The following is an 18,210-nucleotide window of genomic DNA, read 5'->3' as shown; positions in this document are numbered from 1 at the left end:
CTCCGGTCAGTCACGTGGTCGAAGGTCGATGCACACCGAGTTGATGCAATAGCGCAGGCCGGTCGGGGGTGGCCCGTCGGGGAACACGTGGCCCAGGTGCGCATCGCAGCGGGCGCAGGTGACTTCGGTGCGGATCATGCCGTGGGTGGTGTCGCGAATCTCGATCATCGCGCTGTCTTCGATCGGCGCGTAGAAGCTCGGCCAGCCGCAGCCAGAATCGAACTTGGTTTGCGCATCGAACAGCGGCAGGCTGCAGCAGATGCAATGGTAGATACCATCACGGCGCTCGCTGTTGTACTTGCCGCTGAACGGCCGCTCGGTGCCTTTGAGGCGGCACACCTGGTACTGCTCGGGGTCGAGCATCGACCGCCATTGTTCAAGTGTCTTCTCGATCTTTTGCATGTAGGGACCTCGACAGGCTTAATTTCACCCCGCGCCGTCTTTTCCGTAACGCGGGTGGCACGTATATTAGTTGGCTTCGTGTGCCAGGCGTTCAGTCTGGCACCCGCTTCCTGCCCTTTCAAACCTTTCGAAAGGGCGCGGTGCGTATTCTCAACCGGGACCCCATCATGCAGTTCAGCAAATCGAACAAGCTCGCCAATGTCTGCTACGACATTCGCGGCCCAGTGCTCAAGCACGCCAAACGCCTGGAGGAGGAAGGCCACCGCATCCTCAAGCTGAACATCGGCAACCCGGCGCCGTTTGGCTTCGAGGCGCCGGACGAAATCCTCCAGGATGTGATCCGCAACCTGCCCACCGCACAGGGCTACAGCGACTCCAAAGGGCTGTTCAGCGCGCGCAAGGCGGTGATGCAGTACTGCCAGCAGAAGGAAATCGAAGGCGTCACCATCGAGGACATCTACCTCGGTAACGGCGTGTCCGAGCTGATCGTCATGTCGATGCAGGCGCTGCTCAACAACGGCGACGAAGTGCTGATCCCGGCCCCCGACTACCCGCTGTGGACCGCCGCAGTGAGCCTGGCTGGCGGCAAGCCGGTGCACTACCTGTGCGACGAACAGGCCGACTGGTTCCCTGACCTTGAAGACATCAAGGCCAAGATCACCCCGAACACCAAGGCCCTGGTGATCATCAACCCGAACAACCCGACCGGCGCGGTGTACTCCAAGGAGCTGCTGCTGGGCATGCTGGAGCTGGCGCGCCAGCACAACCTGGTGGTGTTCTCCGACGAGATCTACGACAAGATCCTCTACGACGAAGCCGTGCACATCAGCACCGCCTCGCTGGCCCCCGACCTGCTGTGCCTGACCTTCAACGGCCTGTCCAAGTCGTACCGGGTGGCGGGTTTCCGTTCCGGCTGGCTGATCATCTCGGGGCCCAAGCACCACGCCCAGAGCTACATCGAAGGCATCGACATGCTGGCCAACATGCGCCTGTGCGCCAACGTGCCGGCCCAGCATGCCATCCAGACCGCCCTGGGCGGCTACCAGAGCATCAACGACCTGGTGCTGCCACAAGGCCGCCTGCTGGAGCAGCGCAACCGCACCTACGAGCTGCTCAACGACATCCCGGGCGTGAGCTGCGTGAAGCCGATGGGCGCGCTGTATGCGTTCCCGCGGATCGACCCGAAGGTCTGCCCGATCCTCAATGACGAGAAGTTCGCGCTAGACCTGCTGCTGTCGGAAAAACTGCTGATCGTGCAAGGTACAGCGTTCAACTGGCCATGGCCGGACCACTTCCGCGTGGTGACCTTGCCGCGGGTGGACGACCTGGAAGCGGCGATCGGGCGGATCGGGAATTTCCTGAAAGGGTATTCGCAGTAGGGTTCGACGGGGTTTTTGCGGTGGCGCGGAGATCGAGCGCCGCCCACGCGGCGCATCGCGAGCAACGCTCGCTCCTACGTTTGTTTCGGGCCAGTTATTTCTGGGGTAAATGCGCGCGACCGCCTTGGCGCATGGCGTAATATCGCGTCTAACAAACAAGGCGGTCGCGCGCGCCTGTCACAGGCGTTACTGGCCAGTAACAAACGTAGGAGCGAGCGTTGCTCGCGATGCGCCGCGCGGGCGGCGCTCGATCCTGAAAACGACACAACACTCAAGGCAAGCACCCCTGCAACAATCTTCTTACATCCTGCAACGCTCTACCTCACAGCCCCCACCGCATCCTCTGCCATACTCCGCCGTACACAGTTTGAAATAGTCGCCCGATTGAATCGGCACGGCTTGCACCTTATATACCCCGCAGTAAGCAACACACTCATCCGTCAGGAGAACGTAACAACCATGATGCGCATTCTGTTGTTTGTAGCCACCAACCTCGCGGTGGTGCTGGTTGCAAGCATTACCCTGAGCCTGTTCGGTTTCAACGGGTTCATGGCCGCCAACGGGGTCGACCTCAACCTCAGCAGCCTGCTGGTGTTCTGCGCCGTGTTCGGCTTTGCCGGCTCCCTTGTCTCGCTGTTCATCTCCAAGTGGATGGCGAAGATGACCACCGGCACCCAGATCATCTCGCAGCCGCGCACCCGCCACGAACAGTGGCTGCTGCAAACGGTCGAGGAGCTGTCGCGCGAGGCCGGCATCAAGATGCCCGAAGTGGGTATCTTCCCGGCCTACGAGGCCAACGCCTTCGCCACCGGCTGGAACCGCAACGACGCCCTGGTAGCGGTGTCCCAGGGCCTGCTGGAGCGTTTCTCGCCCGATGAAGTGCGTGCGGTGCTGGCCCACGAGATCGGCCACGTGGCCAACGGTGACATGGTCACCCTGGCGCTGGTGCAGGGCGTGGTGAACACCTTCGTGATGTTCTTTGCCCGCATCATCGGCAACTTCGTCGACAAGGTCATCTTCAAGAACGAAGAAGGCCAGGGTATTGCCTACTACGTCGCGACCATCGTTGCCGAGCTGATCCTGGGCATCCTGGCCAGCATGATCGTCATGTGGTTCTCGCGCCGCCGCGAGTACCGCGCCGACGAAGCCGGCGCACAGCTGGCCGGCACAGCCGCGATGATCGGCGCCCTGCAGCGCCTGCGTGTGGAGCAAGGCCTGCCAGTCCATATGCCGGACACCATGAAGGCCTTTGGCATCAATGGCGGCCTCAAGCACGGCCTGGCCGGGCTGCTGATGAGCCACCCGCCGCTGGAAGACCGTATCGAGGCGCTGCGCCGTCGCGGTTGATCCACCCGGCAAAAACAAGAAAGGGCGACTTCGGTCGCCCTTTTTTGTGGGTGGCCCCCTTCAGAGGCCTATGCGATACACCCGCTCGAGCAGGCTGGTAGCACCGGCCTGGGCAAATTTCGGGCTCTGCTCGATGATTTCAAGCACCTCTAGCGGCTCCACCTGCCGACCGGCAAAGCCGTGCCGCACCTCATCATCGGCCACCGAAAACGGCGGGCCAGCCAACAGCGCCTGGTCATAATCCAGCGTCACCAACAGCCCTTGGCACCCCGCTGGCAGCATGTCAGCCAACAGCCGCATGTAGCGCAGGCGCATCTGGGGTGGTAACGCAATCAACGCCGCACGGTCATAGAACCCCGCGCAATCGGCTACATCCTGGGCCTGCAAGGCAAAGAAGTCGCCGCACCACAGCTCTACTTCGGCGCTGCGCCAAACCTCGAACGCGCCCTTCTGCGTAACGTCTGCCTCAAGCCCGTGCTCCTGGAAAAAGCCCTCCACTGCCCGCCGCGACAGCTCCACCCCCAGCACCCGATGCCCCTGCCCTGCCAGCCAGGCCAGGTCCAGGCTCTTGCCACACAACGGCACCAGCACACGGCTGCCAGCCGGCAGCGCCAGCGCTGGCCAGTGCGCTTGCAGGTAGGGGTTGACCTGCGCTTGATGGAAGCCGATCTGGTTGTCGGCCCATCGTTTGTGCCAGAACGCTGGCTCCATGGTTGCTCCTGTACTTATCAAGCGCTTCGATACATAGCGCAGAAAACTTGGTTTGGATTTCGATCGATAACTGATCGAAGATGACTGCATCTTAACCCTCAGGACATCGCCATGCTGCCCAGCCTGTTCATTTCCCATGGTTCCCCCATGCTTGCCCTGCAGCCAGGCGCCAGCGGGCCGGCCCTGGCCGGGTTGGCCAACGCCCTGCCGCAACCCAAGGCGATCGTGGTGGTGTCGGCGCACTGGGAAAGCCGTGAGCTGCTGGTGACCGGCAGCCAGCAGCCCGAGACCTGGCACGACTTCCACGGCTTCCCCCAGGCGCTGTATGCCGTGCAGTACCCGGCACCGGGTGCCCCTGCGCTGGCCGAGCAGGTGTGCGCGTTGCTGGGCGCTGCCGGCTTGCCGGCGCGCACCGATGCGCACCGGCCGTTCGACCATGGCGCCTGGGTGCCGTTATCGCTGATGTACCCGGGCGCCAATATCCCGGTGCTCCAGGTGTCGCTGCCCAGTCAGCTGGGGCCTGCCTTGCAGCTCAAGGTTGGCCAGGCACTGGCTGGGTTGCGCGCGCAGGGGGTACTGCTGGTGGGCTCGGGGAGCATTACCCATAACCTGGGCGAACTGGACTGGCACGCCGGGCCGGACGTGATCGAGCCTTGGGCGCTGGCATTTCGGGATTGGGTGGTGGCGCGGCTGCAGGAGGATGACCGGGAGGCGCTGGTGGGTTACCGGCAAGCGGCACCGTTTGCGGTGCGCAACCATCCCAGTGATGAGCATTTGCTGCCGCTGTTTTTTGCCCTCGGGGCTGGGGGCACGTTCGGCATCGTCCACCAGGGGTTCACCTTGGGCGCACTGGGGATGGATATCTACAGGTTCGACTGAAACACAGATCCCCTGTAGGAGCAGCCTTGTGCTGCGAAGAGGCCGGTGCAAGCAGCAAGCATTCACTGTGGTTGCACTGGCCTCTTCGCAGCGCAAGGCTGCTCCTACAAGGGGCCTTGTGCGCTTCATGCAGGCAAAAAAAATCCCCAGCTCAGGCTGGGGATTTTTTTATTACGCCAGGATCAATCTTCGCGGTAGCGACGCAGCTTCAGCTGCTTGCCAGCCACGCGGGTGTCCTTGAGCTTGGACAGCAGACGCTCCAGGCCATCTTCCGGCAGCTCGACCAGGCTGAAGCTGTCGCGTACCTGGATACGGCCGATAGCGTCACGGGCCAGGCCGCCTTCGTTGAGGATCGCACCCAACAGGTTCTTGGCCGCGATGCCGTCACGGGCACCCAGGGCAGTACGGCAACGCACGCGGCCTTCAGCCAGCGGCATTGGCGCACGACGCTCACGGTCACCACGGTCACTGCGCTCGCCACGCTCGGCACGCTCACCGGTACGCTCACGCGGTGCACCAACGCCCGGTACCAGCGGCTGCTCGCGCTCTACGGCAGCCAGGTCCAGCGCCTGACCATTGGTGGCTTTGCGCAGCAAGGCCGAAGCCAGGGCACGCGGGCTGCAACCCAGGTCGGTGGTCAGACGGTCGAGCAGGTCGCCATGGCTGGCTTCCGATTCGGCCACCAGCGGCGCCAGGCTCGAGGTCAGTTTCTTGATGCGAGCATCCAGAACGGCCTGGGCATTCGGCAGGCGTGCTTCGGCAACTTTCTGCCCGGTAACACGCTCGATCACTTGCAGCATGCGGCGCTCACGCGGGGTGACCAGCAGCAGTGCACGGCCTTCGCGACCGGCACGGCCGGTACGGCCGATACGGTGAACGTAGGACTCTGGGTCGTACGGCATGTCAACGTTGAACACGTGCGTGATGCGCGGTACGTCCAGACCACGGGCAGCGACGTCGGTGGCGACGACGATGTCCAGGCGGCCATCCTTGAGCGAGTCGATGACGCGCTCACGCTGGTTCTGGGCGATGTCGCCGTTCAGCGCAGCAGCCTTGTAGCCCTTGGCTTCCAGCGCGGCGGCCAGGTCCAGGGTGGCTTGCTTGGTACGCACGAAGGCGATCAGCGCGTCGAACTCTTCAACTTCCAGCAGACGCAGAACAGCCGGGATCTTCTGGTCGGCATGGACCATCAGGTGGGCCTGGTCGATCGCGGTAACGGTCTGGGTCTTGCTCTGGATCTTGACGTGCTTGGGTTCACGCAGGTGACGTTCGGCGATCGAGCGGATCGACGACGGCAGGGTTGCGGAGAACAGAACGGTCTGACGGCTAGCTGGGATTGCGTCGAAGATCACTTCGAGGTCATCCATGAAGCCCAGCTTGAGCATCTCGTCGGCTTCGTCCAGTACCAGGTACTGTACGGTCGACAGGACTTTTTCGTCACGACGCAGGTGGTCGCACAGACGGCCTGGGGTAGCGACGACGATTTGTGCGCCGTTACGGATGGCACGCAGCTGTGGGCCCATCGGGGCACCACCGTAAACAGCGACCACGTTAACGCCCGGCATCTGCTTGGCGTAGGTTTCGAAAGCGGTAGCAACTTGCAGCGCCAACTCACGGGTTGGCGCCAGGATCAGGGCTTGCGGTTCGCGCTTGCTCACGTCGATCTTGTTGAGGATCGGCAGGGCGAAGGCAGCGGTCTTGCCGGTGCCAGTCTGCGCCTGGCCGATCATGTCGTGACCGGCGAGGATGATCGGGATCGACTGATGCTGAATGGCGGACGGCTCTTCATAGCCGGTAGCCAGTACAGCAGCAACAATATTCGGATTGAGATCGAGAGCGGCGAATCCGCCGGTTTCCTGGGTCATGGGTCTGCCTCTAGGTGCATCCGCAAAGACCCATGCTCCAAAGCTGCACATGCCTTGAAAGACCAGAAGGTCACCCAGGCAGCTTTGGCGGCGGGGATTTGCGAAAACGATTGAAAAAGAAAAACTTGGGAAGGTCCGCCTAGCGGACGTGCAGCCGAAGCTGGACTCGGAGGATTTGCACCACCTGATTTTGAGGTCCGCTAAAAGACCGGCGCGTACTATACCCGAATTAATGGGTTACGTGAGGAAAATTTTCGGTAGACCGGAGCCACCACGTAGCCACTAGGGACGACGGGCTGAATCGTTAATTCACATCCCCTTGTAGGAGCAGCCTTGCGCTGCGAAGAGGCCATTGCAGGCAGCGTAAATTCTTGCTGCTTTCACCGGCCTCTTCGCAGCACAAGGCTGCTCCTACAAGGGGATGTCATCTGCTCAGGTAGCAGGCCGAATTTCTTTTATCAGCCCGTCAAGGCTATACCCCAACTGCGGCGCCAGCGCCTCAGCCCGCGCTCGCAGCCCTTGCATGTCCAGCGTTTGCTCAAGGTCCGCCGGCACCAAGAGGATCACGTTGCCCTCCTTCACCGGCAACTCCCAATAATGCCGGTGGTACAAGCCGCGCAGCAGCGCCGCGCCCAGCGGCCTGCCGTCATCGCTGGCCCACTGGTTGATCACCAGCCACCCCCCAGGGTTGAGCTGCTTCTGGCAGTTGTCCAGAAACCCCCAGGCCAAATGCCCGACACCCGGGCCAAAGTCGGTGTACAGGTCGACGAAGACCAGGTCGGCCTTTTCTGCGCTGGGCAGCAGTTCGATGGCATCGCCCACCCGCACATACAGGCGCGGGTCATCGTCCAGGCCCAGGTATTCCATGGCCAGGCGCGGCACGTCCGGGCGCAGCTCGATGGCTTCGATATCGTCCAGCGGCAGAAACTTCATGCAGGCCTGGGTCAGCGTGCCGGCGCCCAGGCCCAGAAACAGCGCACTCTCGGGCTGCGCGTGGCACAAGGCGCCGACCAGCATGGCGCGGGTGTAGTCATATTCCAGCCAGCTGGGGTCGGCGGTGAACACGCAGCTCTGCTCGATCGCGTCGCCGAATTCGAGAAAACGGTAGTCGTCCACCTCGTACACGCTGATGACGCCAAAGGCATCTTCGACCCGTGCCAGTAGCCGCTCTTCCCGTTCCGCCGTCATGTTCGCCACTCGCCCGTGCAAAAACGCGCATTGTCCGCCAACACCCCCGATGCAACAAGCGCGGCGGCAACTGTTACCATGACCCAAAGCCTACAACCCACAAGATCGAGCCCGAAATGAACGCACCGTGGAGCCCTGACAGCTGGCGTGCCCTGCCTATCCAGCAGCAACCGACCTACCCCGACGCCGCGCACCTGCTCAAGGTCGAACAGACCTTGGCCAGCTACCCGCCGCTGGTGTTCGCGGGCGAGGCCCGCGAGCTGCGCCGGCAGTTCGCCGAGGTCACCGAAGGCCGCGCGTTCCTGTTGCAGGGCGGCGACTGCGCCGAGAGCTTTGCCGAGTTTTCCGCCGCGAAGATCCGCGACACGTTCAAGGTGCTGCTGCAGATGGCCATCGTCATGACCTTTGCTGCCGGCTGCCCGGTGGTCAAGGTCGGGCGCATGGCCGGGCAATTTGCCAAGCCGCGCTCCGCGGGCGACGAGACCATCGGCAACGTCACCCTGCCCGCCTACCGTGGCGATATCGTCAACGGCATCGGCTTTGATGAAAAAAGCCGCATCCCCGACCCGGACCGCCTGCTGCAGGCCTACCACCAGGCCACCGCCAGCCTCAACCTGCTGCGCGCCTTTGCCCAAGGTGGCTTTGCCGACCTGCACCAGGTGCACAAGTGGAACCTGGACTTCATCGCCAACTCGGCGCTGGCCGACAAGTACCATCAACTGGCCAACCGTATCGACGAGACCCTGGCCTTCATGCGTGCCTGCGGGCTGGACAGCGCGCCGCAACTGCGCGAGACCAGCTTCTTCACCGCCCACGAAGCGTTGCTGCTCAACTATGAAGAAGCCTTCGTGCGCCAGGACAGCCTGACCGGCGACTACTACGATTGCTCGGCGCACATGCTGTGGATCGGCGACCGCACGCGCCAGCTCGACGGCGCCCATGTCGAGTTCCTGCGCGGCGTGCACAACCCCATCGGGGTCAAGGTCGGCCCCAGCATGAACCCCGAAGAACTGATCCGCCTGATCGACACCCTCAACCCGAGCAACGACCCCGGCCGCCTCAACCTGATCGTGCGCATGGGCGCCAACAAGGTCGGCGACCACCTGCCAGGGTTGATCCGCACTGTCGAGCGCGAGGGGCGCAAGGTGCTGTGGAGCTCCGACCCCATGCACGGCAACACCATCAAGGCCAGCAGTGGCTACAAGACCCGCGACTTTGCGCAGATCCTCGATGAGGTGAAGCAGTTCTTCCAGGTGCACCAGGCCGAAGGCAGCCATGCAGGCGGGATCCACATCGAGATGACCGGGCAGAACGTCACCGAATGCATCGGCGGCGCCCGCCCGATCACCGAAGACGGCCTATCGGACCGTTACCACACCCACTGCGACCCGCGCATGAATGCCGATCAGTCGCTGGAACTGGCGTTTCTGATTGCCGAAACCCTCAAGCAGGTGCGCCGCTAAACCGCCGCACCTACAAAAAACGGCCTATTTGCGCAGCGGATCATCCCAGAAGTGCCGCTCGGCTTCTTGTTGGATATCCGCCCGGCTCAAGCCCAGGTCGTGCAATGTCGCATCGCTGAGGCTGGCCAGTTCCTGGCGCTGACGGTACAGCTCCCACCAACGCGCCGGGCGCTGCAGGGCTGCGTGCCACAGGTGGTTCAGGGAAAAGGCAGGTTGCTGGATGCTGCTGACTTGACCTTTCATCGTGAAGCCCTCCGTGTTGATGGCTCCAGTCTCGCGCCGGGCTTAAGATCAATCCAACGAATGTTTCTGATGCCATGCATCTCGGAGATTGATGCAATGTCCCAGTATCAAAGCCTTGATGCCGACGTGTTGCGCACCTTCGTCGCCATTGCCGAGCAAGGCGGTTTCACCCGCGCCGGCGAGGTGGTCAACCGCACCCAGTCGGCGGTCAGCATGCAAATGAAACGCCTGGAGGAAGACATCCTGCAGCGCCAGCTGTTCGAGCGCGAGGGCCGCCAGGTACGCCTCACCGCTGAAGGGCAGGTACTGCTTGGCTATGCCCGGCGCATCCTCAAGCTGCACGGCGAAGTGTTCAATACCTTGCGCATGCCGCATATGGTCGGGGTGGTACGCATCGGCACACCCGACGATTACGCCATGCGCTTTCTGCCGACCATCCTGTCGAGTTTTGCCCAGGCTTACCCGCTGGTGCAGGTGGAGGTGCATTGCGATTCGTCAAAGCAATTGATGCTGCGCCAGGACCTGGACCTGACCATCGTCACCCGCGAACCGGGCAACGAAGTCGGCCAGCTGTTGCGCCAGGAACGGCTGGTGTGGGCTGCCGCCGAAGGGTTTTGCCCGCAGGAGCAACGGCCCATGCCGGTGGCGCTGTTCAACACCGACTGCTTTTGCCGCGCCTGGACCTGCAATGCGCTAGAAGCGCAAGGCATCGACTACCGCATTGCCTACACCAGCCCAAGCCTGGCGGCGATCTTTGCCATCGTCACTGCCGGGTTGGCGGTGACGGCACAGTTGCAGAGCCTGATCGGCGGCAACATACGGATTTTGGGCGAGAGCGACGGGCTGCCGCAGTTACCGGTGGCCAATGTGATGCTGGTGCGCAGCACGCAGCACCCGTCCCCGATCACCGATTGCATGGCCGATTACATCGTCGAAGGGTTCAAATAGATCAGTGGCAGCCATAGCTTTGTGTAGGAGCAGCCTTGTGCTGCGAAGAGGCCGGTGATTTCAGCGACATTTTGCGAAGCTTGAACGGGCCTCTTCGCTGCGCAAGGCTGCTCCTACAGGGAGACGGCTGCTGCATGTGCGCTTAAAGCTCAAACCCCAACATCACCGCACACACCACCAGAAACGCACAAAACATCGCCCGCAGCACCTTCTCTGGCAGGGCATGCGCCAACTTCACCCCCCAGCTGATGCTGAGCAGCCCACCCACCGCCAAGGGGATCCCTACCCCCCAGTCAACACTCTGGTGCACGCCATAGGTCAACAAGGTCACCGTCGTACTGGGCGCCGCCAACGCCAGCGACAACCCCTGCGCCACCACCTGCGTGGTCCCGAACACACTGGTCAGAATAGGCGTGGCGACCACCGCGCCCCCTACCCCGAACAACCCACCCATGGTCCCGGCAAAACTGCCCAGCACGCCCAGCCACGGCCAGGCGTAACGCAGTTCAGGGCTGGGCGGCGCGACCTTGAGGAACATCCGCGCCACGTTCCACACCGCCAGCGCCATCAGAAAGCCGACAAAGCCCAGCCGCATGGACTGGGCATCGATGCCCACCGCCCAAATCGACCCCAGCCAGGCGAACAGGAAACTGCACAGTGCCAACGGCAGCGCATGGCGCAGCTCGATGCGGTTGCGCTGGTGGTAGCGCCACAGCGCCAGCAATACATTCGGCACGACCATCACCAACGCAGTGCCCTGCGCCAGCTGTTGGTCCAAGCCGAACAACACCCCCAGCGCCGGGATTGCTATCAACCCACCGCCAATGCCGAACAAACCACCCATGGTGCCCAGGGCAGCGCCCAACGCGATATACAACAACCACTCAATCATCAGGGGCCTCTGCGCCTCTCGCTTGCAATGGTGGGCATGCTACCGAGTCGGGGCTGGTGGGGAAACGCACAGCAGCGCACAATGGCTGTGCGTTTTATGCAAAGCCGAGCCACCATGAACCCCGATATCCTCACCGACCAACTCAGCCTGTTTCTCGACGTGCTGGAAACCGGCAGCTTCTCTGCCGCCGCCCGGCGCCACCCGTTGACGCCGTCGGCCGTTGCCCGGCGCATCGACAACCTCGAAAGCGCCGTGGGCAGCCGGCTGTTCACCCGCAGCACCCACGCTGTGCGTGCCACCCCGGCCGGCAACGCCTTTGCCGAACGCGCACGACGCATCATCGAGGAGCTGCGCCTGGCCCGCGCCGAAGCCGTCTCGTTGAGCAGCGCCCCGGAAGGCCTCATCCGCATCGACGCCCCCGCCGCGTTTGGCCGCCGCCACCTCGCCCCAGCCATCGCCGACTTCCTCGTGGCCTACCCCGGGCTTGACGTGCACCTGCGCCTGATCGACAGCTTCGTCGACTTGCAAGGCAGCCACCTCGGCGAAGTCGACCTGGTGTTGCGTGCAGGCCCCCTGGCCGATACGCGCCTGGTCGCCACACCGCTGGCCTACATGGTCCGCATCGCCTGCGCCAGCCCGGCCTACCTGGCCAGCCGAGGCGTACCGTCGTGCCCCAGCGAGTTGCCTGCGCACGACGGCCTAGACTGGGACGGCCTGGCGCCGCCGTTTGCCTGGCGCTTCAGCGTGGCCGGCCAGGCCCGCCTGTACCGGCCGTCGCGCATGCGCATGGCCGCCAATAACGCCGAAACCCTGCTGTTCGGCGCCCTCGCGGGTTTGGGCATTGCCCACCTGCCCACCTGGCTGATCAGCGACTACCTGCTGCGCGGCGAACTGGTCCCGCTGTTTTGCGAAGGTGGCCTGCCAGCCGCCGAGTCCAGTGGCATTTATGCGTTACGCCTGGCACATGAAACGAACTCTCGCAGCCGTTTACTGCTCGAATTTCTCAAGAGCCGTTTCAGCCCCATTCCACCCTGGGACCTGGCTCTGCGCAGTGAACTGCGCTGGCAATGAACGCACTAATGATCAGCGTGCTAGATTTCCCCATTGATTATTCCAAGGACCTGCATGAACGCCGACACCCAAGCCTCCTGTGACGAGCTGCTGCTGGACAACCAGGTCTGCTTCGCCCTGCATTCGACCTCGTTGCTGATGACCAAGGTCTACAAGCCGCTGCTGCAAGCGCTGGGCCTGACCTACCCGCAGTACCTGGCCATGCTGGTGCTGTGGGAGCGGGATGGCCTGACCGTGGGCGAGATCAGCCAGCACCTGCTCACCGACCCTGGCTCGCTGACCCCGCTGCTCAAGCGCTTGGAAAGCGAAGGCCTGCTCAAGCGCACCCGCAGCCGCGAGGACGAACGGGTGGTACTGGTGCAACTGACCGACAAGGGCCGTGATTTGCAACAACAGGCCAAACAGGTGCCTCCGTGCATCCTCAAGGCCAGCGGGCGCAGCCTGGAACGCCTGAAACAGCTGCAAGCCGACCTGCTCGAACTGCGCGACAACCTGCAGAAAAACCTCTGAGCGCTATGCTGTGTGATGGCCGTTCGGATGAACGGTGATGATTTATCTTGCGCGCAAACTAATTGCGCGCTAATTTAAATCCCACACCTACCCAGCGCCGCCGCCACCCGGTTGCGCACAGCACATTAGCGAGGCTCAAGATGCAAAAGGTCACTCCGCTGTACATCGCAGAAGCCACCTCCACTGGCGGGCGCGACGGTAAATCCCGCTCCAGCGACGGCAAGCTGGAAGTCAAGCTGAGCACCCCCAAGGAACTGGGCGGCGCGGGCGGTGACGGCACCAACCCTGAACAGATGTTCGCGGCCGGCTACTCGGCCTGCTTCATCGGCGCGCTGAAATTTGTCGCCGGGCAAGAGAAAAAAGCCCTTCCAGCCGATGCCTCGATCACTGCAAACGTGGGCATTGGCCAGATCCCGGGTGGTTTCGGCCTGGACATCGACCTGCACATCAACCTGCCGGGCCTGGCCCAGGTCGATGCCGAAGGTTTGGTGGAGAAGGCGCACAAGGTCTGCCCTTACTCCAACGCCACCCGCGGCAATGTGGATGTAAGGCTGCACGTGACGGTCTGAATGCAGGCATAAAAAAACCCGGCCGAGGCCGGGTTTTTTGTGCGCATCACAAGAAGAATTACTTCTTGGAACGGCCCTTGAAGGTGCCATCGCGAGTGTCGATGTCGATCATCTCGTCGATTTCGATGAAGTCAGCAACCTGTATTTCAGTGCCGTTGCTCAGCTTGGCTGGCTTCATGACCTTGCCCGAAGTGTCGCCGCGAGCAGCGTTTTCGGTGTAGGTAACTTTACGGCTGATGGTGGTCGGCAGCTCTACCGATACCAGGCGGTCTTCGAAGAAGACGGCTTCGCAGATGTCGGTCATGCCTTCTTCGACGTACGGCAGAACAGCCTCGATATCTTCGGCGTTCAGTTCGTACATGGTGTAGTCGGTGGTGTCCATGAAGGTGTACGAGTCACCGCTGATGAACGACAGGGTCGCTTCTTTGCGATCCAGGATCACGTCGTCCAGCTTGTCGTCCGCACCGTAGACGGTTTCGGTCTTGTAGCCGGTCAGCAGGTTCTTCAGCTTGGTTTTCATGATCGCGCTGTTACGGCCCGATTTGGTGAACTCAGCTTTTTGAACCAGCCACGGGTCGTTGTCGATCCGCAGTACGGTACCGGGTTTCAGTTCTTTACCAGTTTTCATTACGAAGTATCCGAATCTGGATGGATTTATAAAAATCGAGGCCGCATATCATAGCCAATTTCGGTAAAACTGTACCAGCGTCATGGCAAGGTCCGGCCGAGTGGCCTGCCGGGCCGCCCAATCTCGGGCATGCTGCTGCAGTTCTGGCCAGTGCCGCTGGGCCGCTTGCCACGCCTGGCCGACGTCGTTGTCCATGTTCCAGGCACGCCACAACGCAACCAGTGCGTCAGCGGCATCGTCTGACAGGCCTTGTCGATAATGCGCAAGAAACGCTTCGAGTTTTTCCCAGTGGGCGTTCTCGTCCTGCACATAGATGTGCCACAGCATCGGCCGCCCAGCCCACTGCGCACGCACGAAGGAGTCTTCACCGCGCACGGCATTGAAGTCGCAAGCCCACAGCAGGCGATCATAATCGTCCTGGCTGACGAACGGCAAAATTTGCACCGTCAGCGACCCGCGCAGGCGCACATCGCCCACCGCCAGCCCCGGCTCGCCCAGCCAATGGGCGACGTCAGCCAGGATGCGCCCTTGCGGGACCAGCAGGTGGGTCGGCTGGGTATCTGCTGCCAACGCATCCAGCCAGTTGCCCAGCTGGGTGTTCTCATAGGCGAACAGCGAGATCAGCCGCGCTTGCGCCTCGGGGTGTACACCCAGGCGCTGCAAGAACGCCTGCCGGGCTTCGGCAGACTGCGCGAAGGCTTCGCGCCGCGCCAGCAAATCGCCCTCACGCAACAAGCCACCGGTTTTCTCGGTAAAGCCTGGGAAGAAGAACACTTTGCGCAAGCCGTTGGGCTGGGGCGACGGCAAACCGTGGCAACCCTCAACCCAGTCCTCGGCGCTGAGGTAGTCGAGGTTCAGCCACAGCGGCGGCTTGGGCCGGGCACGCATGGCCTCGACATAGTGCGCCGGCAGCTGGCAGGCGAACGCGCCGATCACCACCTCGGCAGGCTCCACCGGCAGCCACTCGGCAGGCCACTGGCGCACATCGACACCGTGCTGCCATTGTTGCAGCGCCGTGGCATCGGCGCCGGGGCACATCGGCACGAAGGCGTTCAGGTCGTCCACCCACAGGCGCACCGCCAGATCGTGCTCGTCCACCAGTTGCCGCGCCAGGCGCCAGGTGACGCCGATGTCGCCATAATTGTCGACGACGGTGCAAAAGATGTCCCAGGTGGCCTTCATGTGCCCTCCCCCTCATGATGCCCAAAACCGCGAATTCTGCGGATTAATTGCCGTGGACAAAAGCACCCACGGGTAAAATTCGCCGACAGCGTGCGACAATGCACCTCGAACTGCCCTGCCAGGAGGCTGCCATGCCCCGCCACCGCGAACTGAAAATCACCCTCAAGCCGTTGCAACTGATCCTCTGCGTGGCCTTTGGCCTGTGGCTGGGCGCCGTGGCCATCGCCATGAGCCTGTGGTTGGCGTTGCAGCTGTGGCCAGAGCAGGTGCAGCCGGTCGCCCAGGCCGTGGCCCCTGCCCGCAGCCAACCCGCCGCGCCGCCACCGGTAGATGCCCAGGGCGAAATGTTCGAGCGCTACAAGGACATCCTGCACCAGCAGCAACTGCAACAGGCCGCCGAGGCTGCCCAAGGCAACCCTCGCAACCTCAACAGCCCCAAGTGCCAGTTCTGGCTGCAACAGAACCGCACCGCCCCCACCGAAAAAAGCCAGGCCCATGTGCTGGAGTTCTGTTACTGAAGATGGACAAGCCCCTGCTACTCACGCGCATCGTCGCGACCCTCGAACATGACGTAGACGTGCTGAGCCGCGCCGCGCAGACCGCGTACGAAGCCGCCACCGCGGAAGAGAACATCGCCGAAAACAAGTATGACACCTTGGGCCTTGAAGCTTCGTACCTGGCCACCGGCCAGGCGCGGCGTACTGCCGAGATTCGCCAAGCATTGCAGATTTACCAGCAACTGCTGTTGCGTGACTACGACCCTGCGCGTGGCGTGCAGGTGAGCAACCTGGTGACCCTTGAGGACGAGGATGGCCAGCAACGTAGGCTGTTCCTCGGGCCTGAGGCGGCGGGGTTGAAAGTGGGTGAAGGGGATGAACTGGTGACCGTGATCACACCGCGCTCGCCGCTGGGGCAGCAGCTGGTGGGCAAGCGGGTGGATGACGAGGTTAGCTTGGGGGCGCAGGTATTCTTCATTGTTGATGTTGTCTGAACAGGCCTCTTCGCGGGTAAACCCGCTCCCACAGGTTTTGCGCCATCCCTGTGGGAGCGGGTTTACCCGCGAAGAGGCCGGATCAGGCAGCATCAACCTAAAGGCCCTGCAGCGCATCGAACTGCCCCGCCAACCCCTGCTGCGCGAACTGCTCCACGACAAAATCGATAAACGCCCGCGTCTTCCCGGGCAACAATTTGTGCTGGGCGTAATACACGCTGATATGCCCATCGTCCACATACCAATCCGGCAACACCCGCCGCAGCCGCCCGGCCTGCAGGTAAGGCACGGCAAACGGCAGACTGACCAAGGCAACCCCCAACCCCTGCTGCGCCACCGCGCAGGCCGCATCCGAATCACTCATGGTCATTGCTTGGCGCAGCACCAACGGCTGCTGCTCCTGCCAGCGACTGGTCAGCGGCCAGGAGCGCACCCGGCCGGTCTGCGGTGAGCGAATCAGAATGCCGGCGTGGCGCTGCAGCGCCTGCGGGTCCTCGATCGGCGCCTGTTGGTCCAGGTAGGCAGGCGCTGCCACCAGCACTCGGTGCGCCGGGGTCAGCTTGCGCGCCACCACCCCCGGCGGCAAATCAAAACCGCCACCGATAGCAGCATCGAAGCCCTGGCCGATCAGGTCGACCTGGCGATTGTCAAAATGCCAATCCGGGGTAATCGCCGGGTAACGGCGCAAGAATTCTCCCAACAGGGGTAACACGTACAACCGCCCGAACACCGTGCCCATGCTGACCCGCAGCAGCCCGGCCGGCTGGCCTTCGGCACTGGCCAGGTTAGCCACGGCGTACTGGATGGTACGAAAGCTGTCACTCACTTCACCCAGAAAACGCTGGCCTGCTTCGGTCAAGGTCAGCTTGCGGGTACTACGCTGGAACAGTCGCACGCCCAACCGGGCTTCCAGCTGAGCCACATGCTTGCCCACTGCGGCGGGGGTCAGGCTCAAGCGGCGAGCGGCCTCGGCGAAGCTGCCGACCTCGGCGCTGCGGATAAAGCATTCGAGGGCGTTGAACGATTCCACGGCCATGATTAACAACCAAAGGTTTACTCTGCTAATAGTGATTGCCATCTTATCAGCAGGTAATTAGCCACCGATACTGCGCCCATCCAAGGCATTCGGCCTTGCTTCCCAGCAGGAGATCAGCATGTCCAAACAACTTCCACTCGACGGTAAGGTAGCCCTGGTCCAGGGCGGCTCCCGCGGCATTGGTGCGGCCATCGTGCGCCGCCTGGCCCGCGACGGTGCTCGGGTTGCCTTCACCTACGTCAGCTCCGCCGGCCCGGCAGAACAGCTGGCCCAGGAAATCATCGGCAACGGCGGCCAAGCCCTCGCCCTGCGCGCCGACAGCGCCGACGCCGCCGCCGTGCAATTGGCGGTGGATGACACCGCGAAGGCCTTTGGTGGGCTGGACATTCTGGTGAACAACGCCGGCGTGCTGACGGTGGCGCCGATCGCCGAGTTTGACCTGGGGGACTTCGACCGCATGCTGGCGGTGAACGTGCGCAGTGTGTTTGTCGCCAGCCAAGCGGCCGTGCGCTACATGGGCCAGGGCGGGCGCATCATCAACATCGGCAGCACCAACGCCGAGCGCATGCCCTTTGCCGGTGGCGCCCCCTACGCCATGAGCAAGTCGGCGTTGGTGGGCCTGACCCGCGGCATGGCACGCGACCTCGGCCCCCAGGGCATCACCGTCAACAACGTGCAGCCCGGCCCGGTAGACACCGACATGAACCCGGCCAGCGGCGAGTTTGCCGACAGCCTGATACCGCTGATGGCCGTTGGGCGCTATGGGCAGGTGGATGAGATTGCCAGCTTCGTGGCCTACCTGGCAGGGCCAGAGGCGGGGTACATCACTGGGGCCAGTTTGACGGCGGATGGTGGGTTTGCGGCTTGAGGTGGGCGCGGTTCTGGGGGTAGGCCGTGGTTTTTTTA

20 protein-coding genes are annotated in these 18,210 nt (G+C 62.8%); 11 read left to right on the top strand and 9 right to left on the bottom strand.

Features of this window, described 5'->3' with window-relative positions; translation table 11 throughout:
• Positions 1 to 6: 6 nt before the first annotated feature.
• Positions 7 to 402 (bottom strand): peptide-methionine (R)-S-oxide reductase MsrB, encoded by a 396-nt coding sequence (msrB, locus tag AC5PZ0_RS00100; RefSeq protein WP_027596050.1) that lies wholly within the window; start codon positions 400 to 402, stop codon positions 7 to 9.
• 167 nt (positions 403 to 569) lie between these two features.
• On the opposite strand from msrB, the gene AC5PZ0_RS00095 reads away from it, so the two are divergent.
• A complete protein-coding gene (locus AC5PZ0_RS00095; RefSeq protein ID WP_412765493.1) occupies positions 570 to 1,781 on the top strand; it encodes a pyridoxal phosphate-dependent aminotransferase in 1,212 nt (403 codons plus the stop codon).
• Positions 1,782 to 2,240: 459 nt separating this feature from the next.
• Positions 2,241 to 3,128, top strand: a complete 888-nt coding sequence (htpX, locus tag AC5PZ0_RS00090) for a protease HtpX (protein ID WP_003259721.1) — start codon at positions 2,241 to 2,243, stop codon at positions 3,126 to 3,128.
• A gap of 60 nt (positions 3,129 to 3,188) precedes the next feature.
• Here the strand turns inward: htpX and AC5PZ0_RS00085 are convergent, their stop codons facing one another.
• Positions 3,189 to 3,839 carry a thiopurine S-methyltransferase gene (locus AC5PZ0_RS00085; protein ID WP_493854063.1) on the bottom strand — a complete coding sequence of 217 codons (651 nt, stop codon included), beginning with the start codon at positions 3,837 to 3,839 and terminating at the stop codon, positions 3,189 to 3,191.
• 111 nt (positions 3,840 to 3,950) lie between these two features.
• On the opposite strand from AC5PZ0_RS00085, the gene AC5PZ0_RS00080 reads away from it, so the two are divergent.
• A complete protein-coding gene (locus AC5PZ0_RS00080; RefSeq protein WP_099428599.1) occupies positions 3,951 to 4,718 on the top strand; it encodes a DODA-type extradiol aromatic ring-opening family dioxygenase in 768 nt (255 codons plus the stop codon).
• Positions 4,719 to 4,900: 182 nt separating this feature from the next.
• Here AC5PZ0_RS00080 and AC5PZ0_RS00075 read toward each other — a convergent pair whose 3' ends face one another.
• Entirely contained in the window at positions 4,901 to 6,583 is a 1,683-nt protein-coding gene (locus AC5PZ0_RS00075; RefSeq protein ID WP_027596046.1) for a DEAD/DEAH box helicase, read from the bottom strand.
• Between the two features lie 432 nt (positions 6,584 to 7,015).
• Positions 7,016 to 7,771, bottom strand: coding sequence for a spermidine synthase (locus AC5PZ0_RS00070; RefSeq protein WP_099453281.1), 756 nt, complete (start codon positions 7,769 to 7,771; stop codon positions 7,016 to 7,018).
• A 116-nt stretch (positions 7,772 to 7,887) separates the two neighbouring features.
• Here AC5PZ0_RS00070 and AC5PZ0_RS00065 point away from each other — a divergent pair, with 116 nt between their 5' ends.
• The gene (locus tag AC5PZ0_RS00065; RefSeq protein WP_027596044.1) at positions 7,888 to 9,234 is read left to right on the top strand and encodes a class II 3-deoxy-7-phosphoheptulonate synthase; all 1,347 of its coding nucleotides are present in this window, start codon (positions 7,888 to 7,890) and stop codon (positions 9,232 to 9,234) included.
• Positions 9,235 to 9,258: 24 nt separating this feature from the next.
• Here AC5PZ0_RS00065 and AC5PZ0_RS00060 read toward each other — a convergent pair whose 3' ends face one another.
• Positions 9,259 to 9,477, bottom strand: coding sequence for a DUF1127 domain-containing protein (locus AC5PZ0_RS00060; protein WP_493854062.1), 219 nt, complete (start codon positions 9,475 to 9,477; stop codon positions 9,259 to 9,261).
• A 96-nt stretch (positions 9,478 to 9,573) separates the two neighbouring features.
• Here AC5PZ0_RS00060 and AC5PZ0_RS00055 point away from each other — a divergent pair, with 96 nt between their 5' ends.
• Entirely contained in the window at positions 9,574 to 10,425 is an 852-nt protein-coding gene (locus tag AC5PZ0_RS00055) for a LysR substrate-binding domain-containing protein (RefSeq protein WP_027596042.1), read from the top strand.
• A 142-nt stretch (positions 10,426 to 10,567) separates the two neighbouring features.
• Here the strand turns inward: AC5PZ0_RS00055 and AC5PZ0_RS00050 are convergent, their stop codons facing one another.
• Positions 10,568 to 11,317: a sulfite exporter TauE/SafE family protein gene (locus AC5PZ0_RS00050; RefSeq protein ID WP_493854061.1), complete on the bottom strand. Its 750-nt coding sequence runs from the start codon at positions 11,315 to 11,317 to the stop codon at positions 10,568 to 10,570.
• Between the two features lie 114 nt (positions 11,318 to 11,431).
• Here AC5PZ0_RS00050 and AC5PZ0_RS00045 point away from each other — a divergent pair, with 114 nt between their 5' ends.
• The 3 genes from AC5PZ0_RS00045 (at position 11,432) to AC5PZ0_RS00035 (ending at position 13,467) form a co-directional block, all read left to right on the top strand.
• On the top strand, positions 11,432 to 12,388 hold the full coding sequence (locus AC5PZ0_RS00045) for a LysR family transcriptional regulator (protein ID WP_265968165.1): 957 nt from the start codon (positions 11,432 to 11,434) through the stop codon (positions 12,386 to 12,388).
• A 54-nt stretch (positions 12,389 to 12,442) separates the two neighbouring features.
• Positions 12,443 to 12,898: a MarR family winged helix-turn-helix transcriptional regulator gene (locus tag AC5PZ0_RS00040; RefSeq protein WP_027596039.1), complete on the top strand. Its 456-nt coding sequence runs from the start codon at positions 12,443 to 12,445 to the stop codon at positions 12,896 to 12,898.
• A 140-nt stretch (positions 12,899 to 13,038) separates the two neighbouring features.
• Positions 13,039 to 13,467, top strand: coding sequence for an organic hydroperoxide resistance protein (locus AC5PZ0_RS00035; protein WP_493854060.1), 429 nt, complete (start codon positions 13,039 to 13,041; stop codon positions 13,465 to 13,467).
• A gap of 58 nt (positions 13,468 to 13,525) precedes the next feature.
• Here the strand turns inward: AC5PZ0_RS00035 and efp are convergent, their stop codons facing one another.
• A complete protein-coding gene (gene efp, locus AC5PZ0_RS00030) occupies positions 13,526 to 14,095 on the bottom strand; it encodes an elongation factor P (RefSeq protein ID WP_265968164.1) in 570 nt (189 codons plus the stop codon).
• A 48-nt stretch (positions 14,096 to 14,143) separates the two neighbouring features.
• Complete coding sequence (gene earP, locus AC5PZ0_RS00025) at positions 14,144 to 15,277, bottom strand: elongation factor P maturation arginine rhamnosyltransferase EarP (RefSeq protein ID WP_493854059.1); 1,134 nt, start codon at positions 15,275 to 15,277, stop codon at positions 14,144 to 14,146.
• Positions 15,278 to 15,408: 131 nt separating this feature from the next.
• Between earP and AC5PZ0_RS00020 the strand changes: the two genes are divergently transcribed.
• Both AC5PZ0_RS00020 and AC5PZ0_RS00015 read left to right on the top strand, forming a co-directional pair.
• A complete protein-coding gene (locus AC5PZ0_RS00020) occupies positions 15,409 to 15,795 on the top strand; it encodes a hypothetical protein (RefSeq protein ID WP_027596035.1) in 387 nt (128 codons plus the stop codon).
• A gap of 2 nt (positions 15,796 to 15,797) precedes the next feature.
• Complete coding sequence (locus AC5PZ0_RS00015) at positions 15,798 to 16,268, top strand: GreA/GreB family elongation factor (protein ID WP_085273712.1); 471 nt, start codon at positions 15,798 to 15,800, stop codon at positions 16,266 to 16,268.
• 97 nt (positions 16,269 to 16,365) lie between these two features.
• On the opposite strand, the gene AC5PZ0_RS00010 is transcribed toward AC5PZ0_RS00015, so the two are convergent.
• Positions 16,366 to 17,304, bottom strand: a complete 939-nt coding sequence (locus AC5PZ0_RS00010) for a LysR family transcriptional regulator (protein WP_027596033.1) — start codon at positions 17,302 to 17,304, stop codon at positions 16,366 to 16,368.
• Positions 17,305 to 17,422: 118 nt separating this feature from the next.
• On the opposite strand from AC5PZ0_RS00010, the gene AC5PZ0_RS00005 reads away from it, so the two are divergent.
• Positions 17,423 to 18,172 carry a 3-oxoacyl-ACP reductase family protein gene (locus AC5PZ0_RS00005; protein WP_493854058.1) on the top strand — a complete coding sequence of 250 codons (750 nt, stop codon included), beginning with the start codon at positions 17,423 to 17,425 and terminating at the stop codon, positions 18,170 to 18,172.
• Positions 18,173 to 18,210 lie beyond the last annotated feature (38 nt).

This window comes from Pseudomonas sp. 5.2 (assembly GCF_059025405.1).
Note: the sequence above shows the minus strand (reverse complement) of the source record. Positions and strands in the feature narration are given on the sequence as shown.

Excerpts from the sequence above, each read along its gene's own strand:
- AC5PZ0_RS00020 (WP_027596035.1), top strand. The coding sequence starts at position 15,409 with ATGCCCCGCCACCGCGAACTGAAAATCACCCTCAAGCCGTTGCAACTG.
- AC5PZ0_RS00065 (WP_027596044.1), top strand. The coding sequence starts at position 7,888 with ATGAACGCACCGTGGAGCCCTGACAGCTGGCGTGCCCTGCCTATCCAG.
- AC5PZ0_RS00075 (WP_027596046.1), bottom strand. The coding sequence starts at position 6,583 with ATGACCCAGGAAACCGGCGGATTCGCCGCTCTCGATCTCAATCCGAAT.
- earP (WP_493854059.1), bottom strand. The coding sequence starts at position 15,277 with ATGAAGGCCACCTGGGACATCTTTTGCACCGTCGTCGACAATTATGGC.
- AC5PZ0_RS00010 (WP_027596033.1), bottom strand. The coding sequence starts at position 17,304 with ATGGCCGTGGAATCGTTCAACGCCCTCGAATGCTTTATCCGCAGCGCC.
- AC5PZ0_RS00095 (WP_412765493.1), top strand. The coding sequence starts at position 570 with ATGCAGTTCAGCAAATCGAACAAGCTCGCCAATGTCTGCTACGACATT.
- AC5PZ0_RS00060 (WP_493854062.1), bottom strand. The coding sequence starts at position 9,477 with ATGAAAGGTCAAGTCAGCAGCATCCAGCAACCTGCCTTTTCCCTGAAC.
- AC5PZ0_RS00035 (WP_493854060.1), top strand. The coding sequence starts at position 13,039 with ATGCAAAAGGTCACTCCGCTGTACATCGCAGAAGCCACCTCCACTGGC.
- AC5PZ0_RS00085 (WP_493854063.1), bottom strand. The coding sequence starts at position 3,839 with ATGGAGCCAGCGTTCTGGCACAAACGATGGGCCGACAACCAGATCGGC.
- AC5PZ0_RS00005 (WP_493854058.1), top strand. The coding sequence starts at position 17,423 with ATGTCCAAACAACTTCCACTCGACGGTAAGGTAGCCCTGGTCCAGGGC.
- msrB (WP_027596050.1), bottom strand. The coding sequence starts at position 402 with ATGCAAAAGATCGAGAAGACACTTGAACAATGGCGGTCGATGCTCGAC.
- htpX (WP_003259721.1), top strand. The coding sequence starts at position 2,241 with ATGATGCGCATTCTGTTGTTTGTAGCCACCAACCTCGCGGTGGTGCTG.
- AC5PZ0_RS00050 (WP_493854061.1), bottom strand. The coding sequence starts at position 11,317 with ATGATTGAGTGGTTGTTGTATATCGCGTTGGGCGCTGCCCTGGGCACC.
- AC5PZ0_RS00055 (WP_027596042.1), top strand. The coding sequence starts at position 9,574 with ATGTCCCAGTATCAAAGCCTTGATGCCGACGTGTTGCGCACCTTCGTC.
- AC5PZ0_RS00080 (WP_099428599.1), top strand. The coding sequence starts at position 3,951 with ATGCTGCCCAGCCTGTTCATTTCCCATGGTTCCCCCATGCTTGCCCTG.
- AC5PZ0_RS00070 (WP_099453281.1), bottom strand. The coding sequence starts at position 7,771 with ATGACGGCGGAACGGGAAGAGCGGCTACTGGCACGGGTCGAAGATGCC.
- efp (WP_265968164.1), bottom strand. The coding sequence starts at position 14,095 with ATGAAAACTGGTAAAGAACTGAAACCCGGTACCGTACTGCGGATCGAC.
- AC5PZ0_RS00040 (WP_027596039.1), top strand. The coding sequence starts at position 12,443 with ATGAACGCCGACACCCAAGCCTCCTGTGACGAGCTGCTGCTGGACAAC.
- AC5PZ0_RS00045 (WP_265968165.1), top strand. The coding sequence starts at position 11,432 with ATGAACCCCGATATCCTCACCGACCAACTCAGCCTGTTTCTCGACGTG.
- AC5PZ0_RS00015 (WP_085273712.1), top strand. The coding sequence starts at position 15,798 with ATGGACAAGCCCCTGCTACTCACGCGCATCGTCGCGACCCTCGAACAT.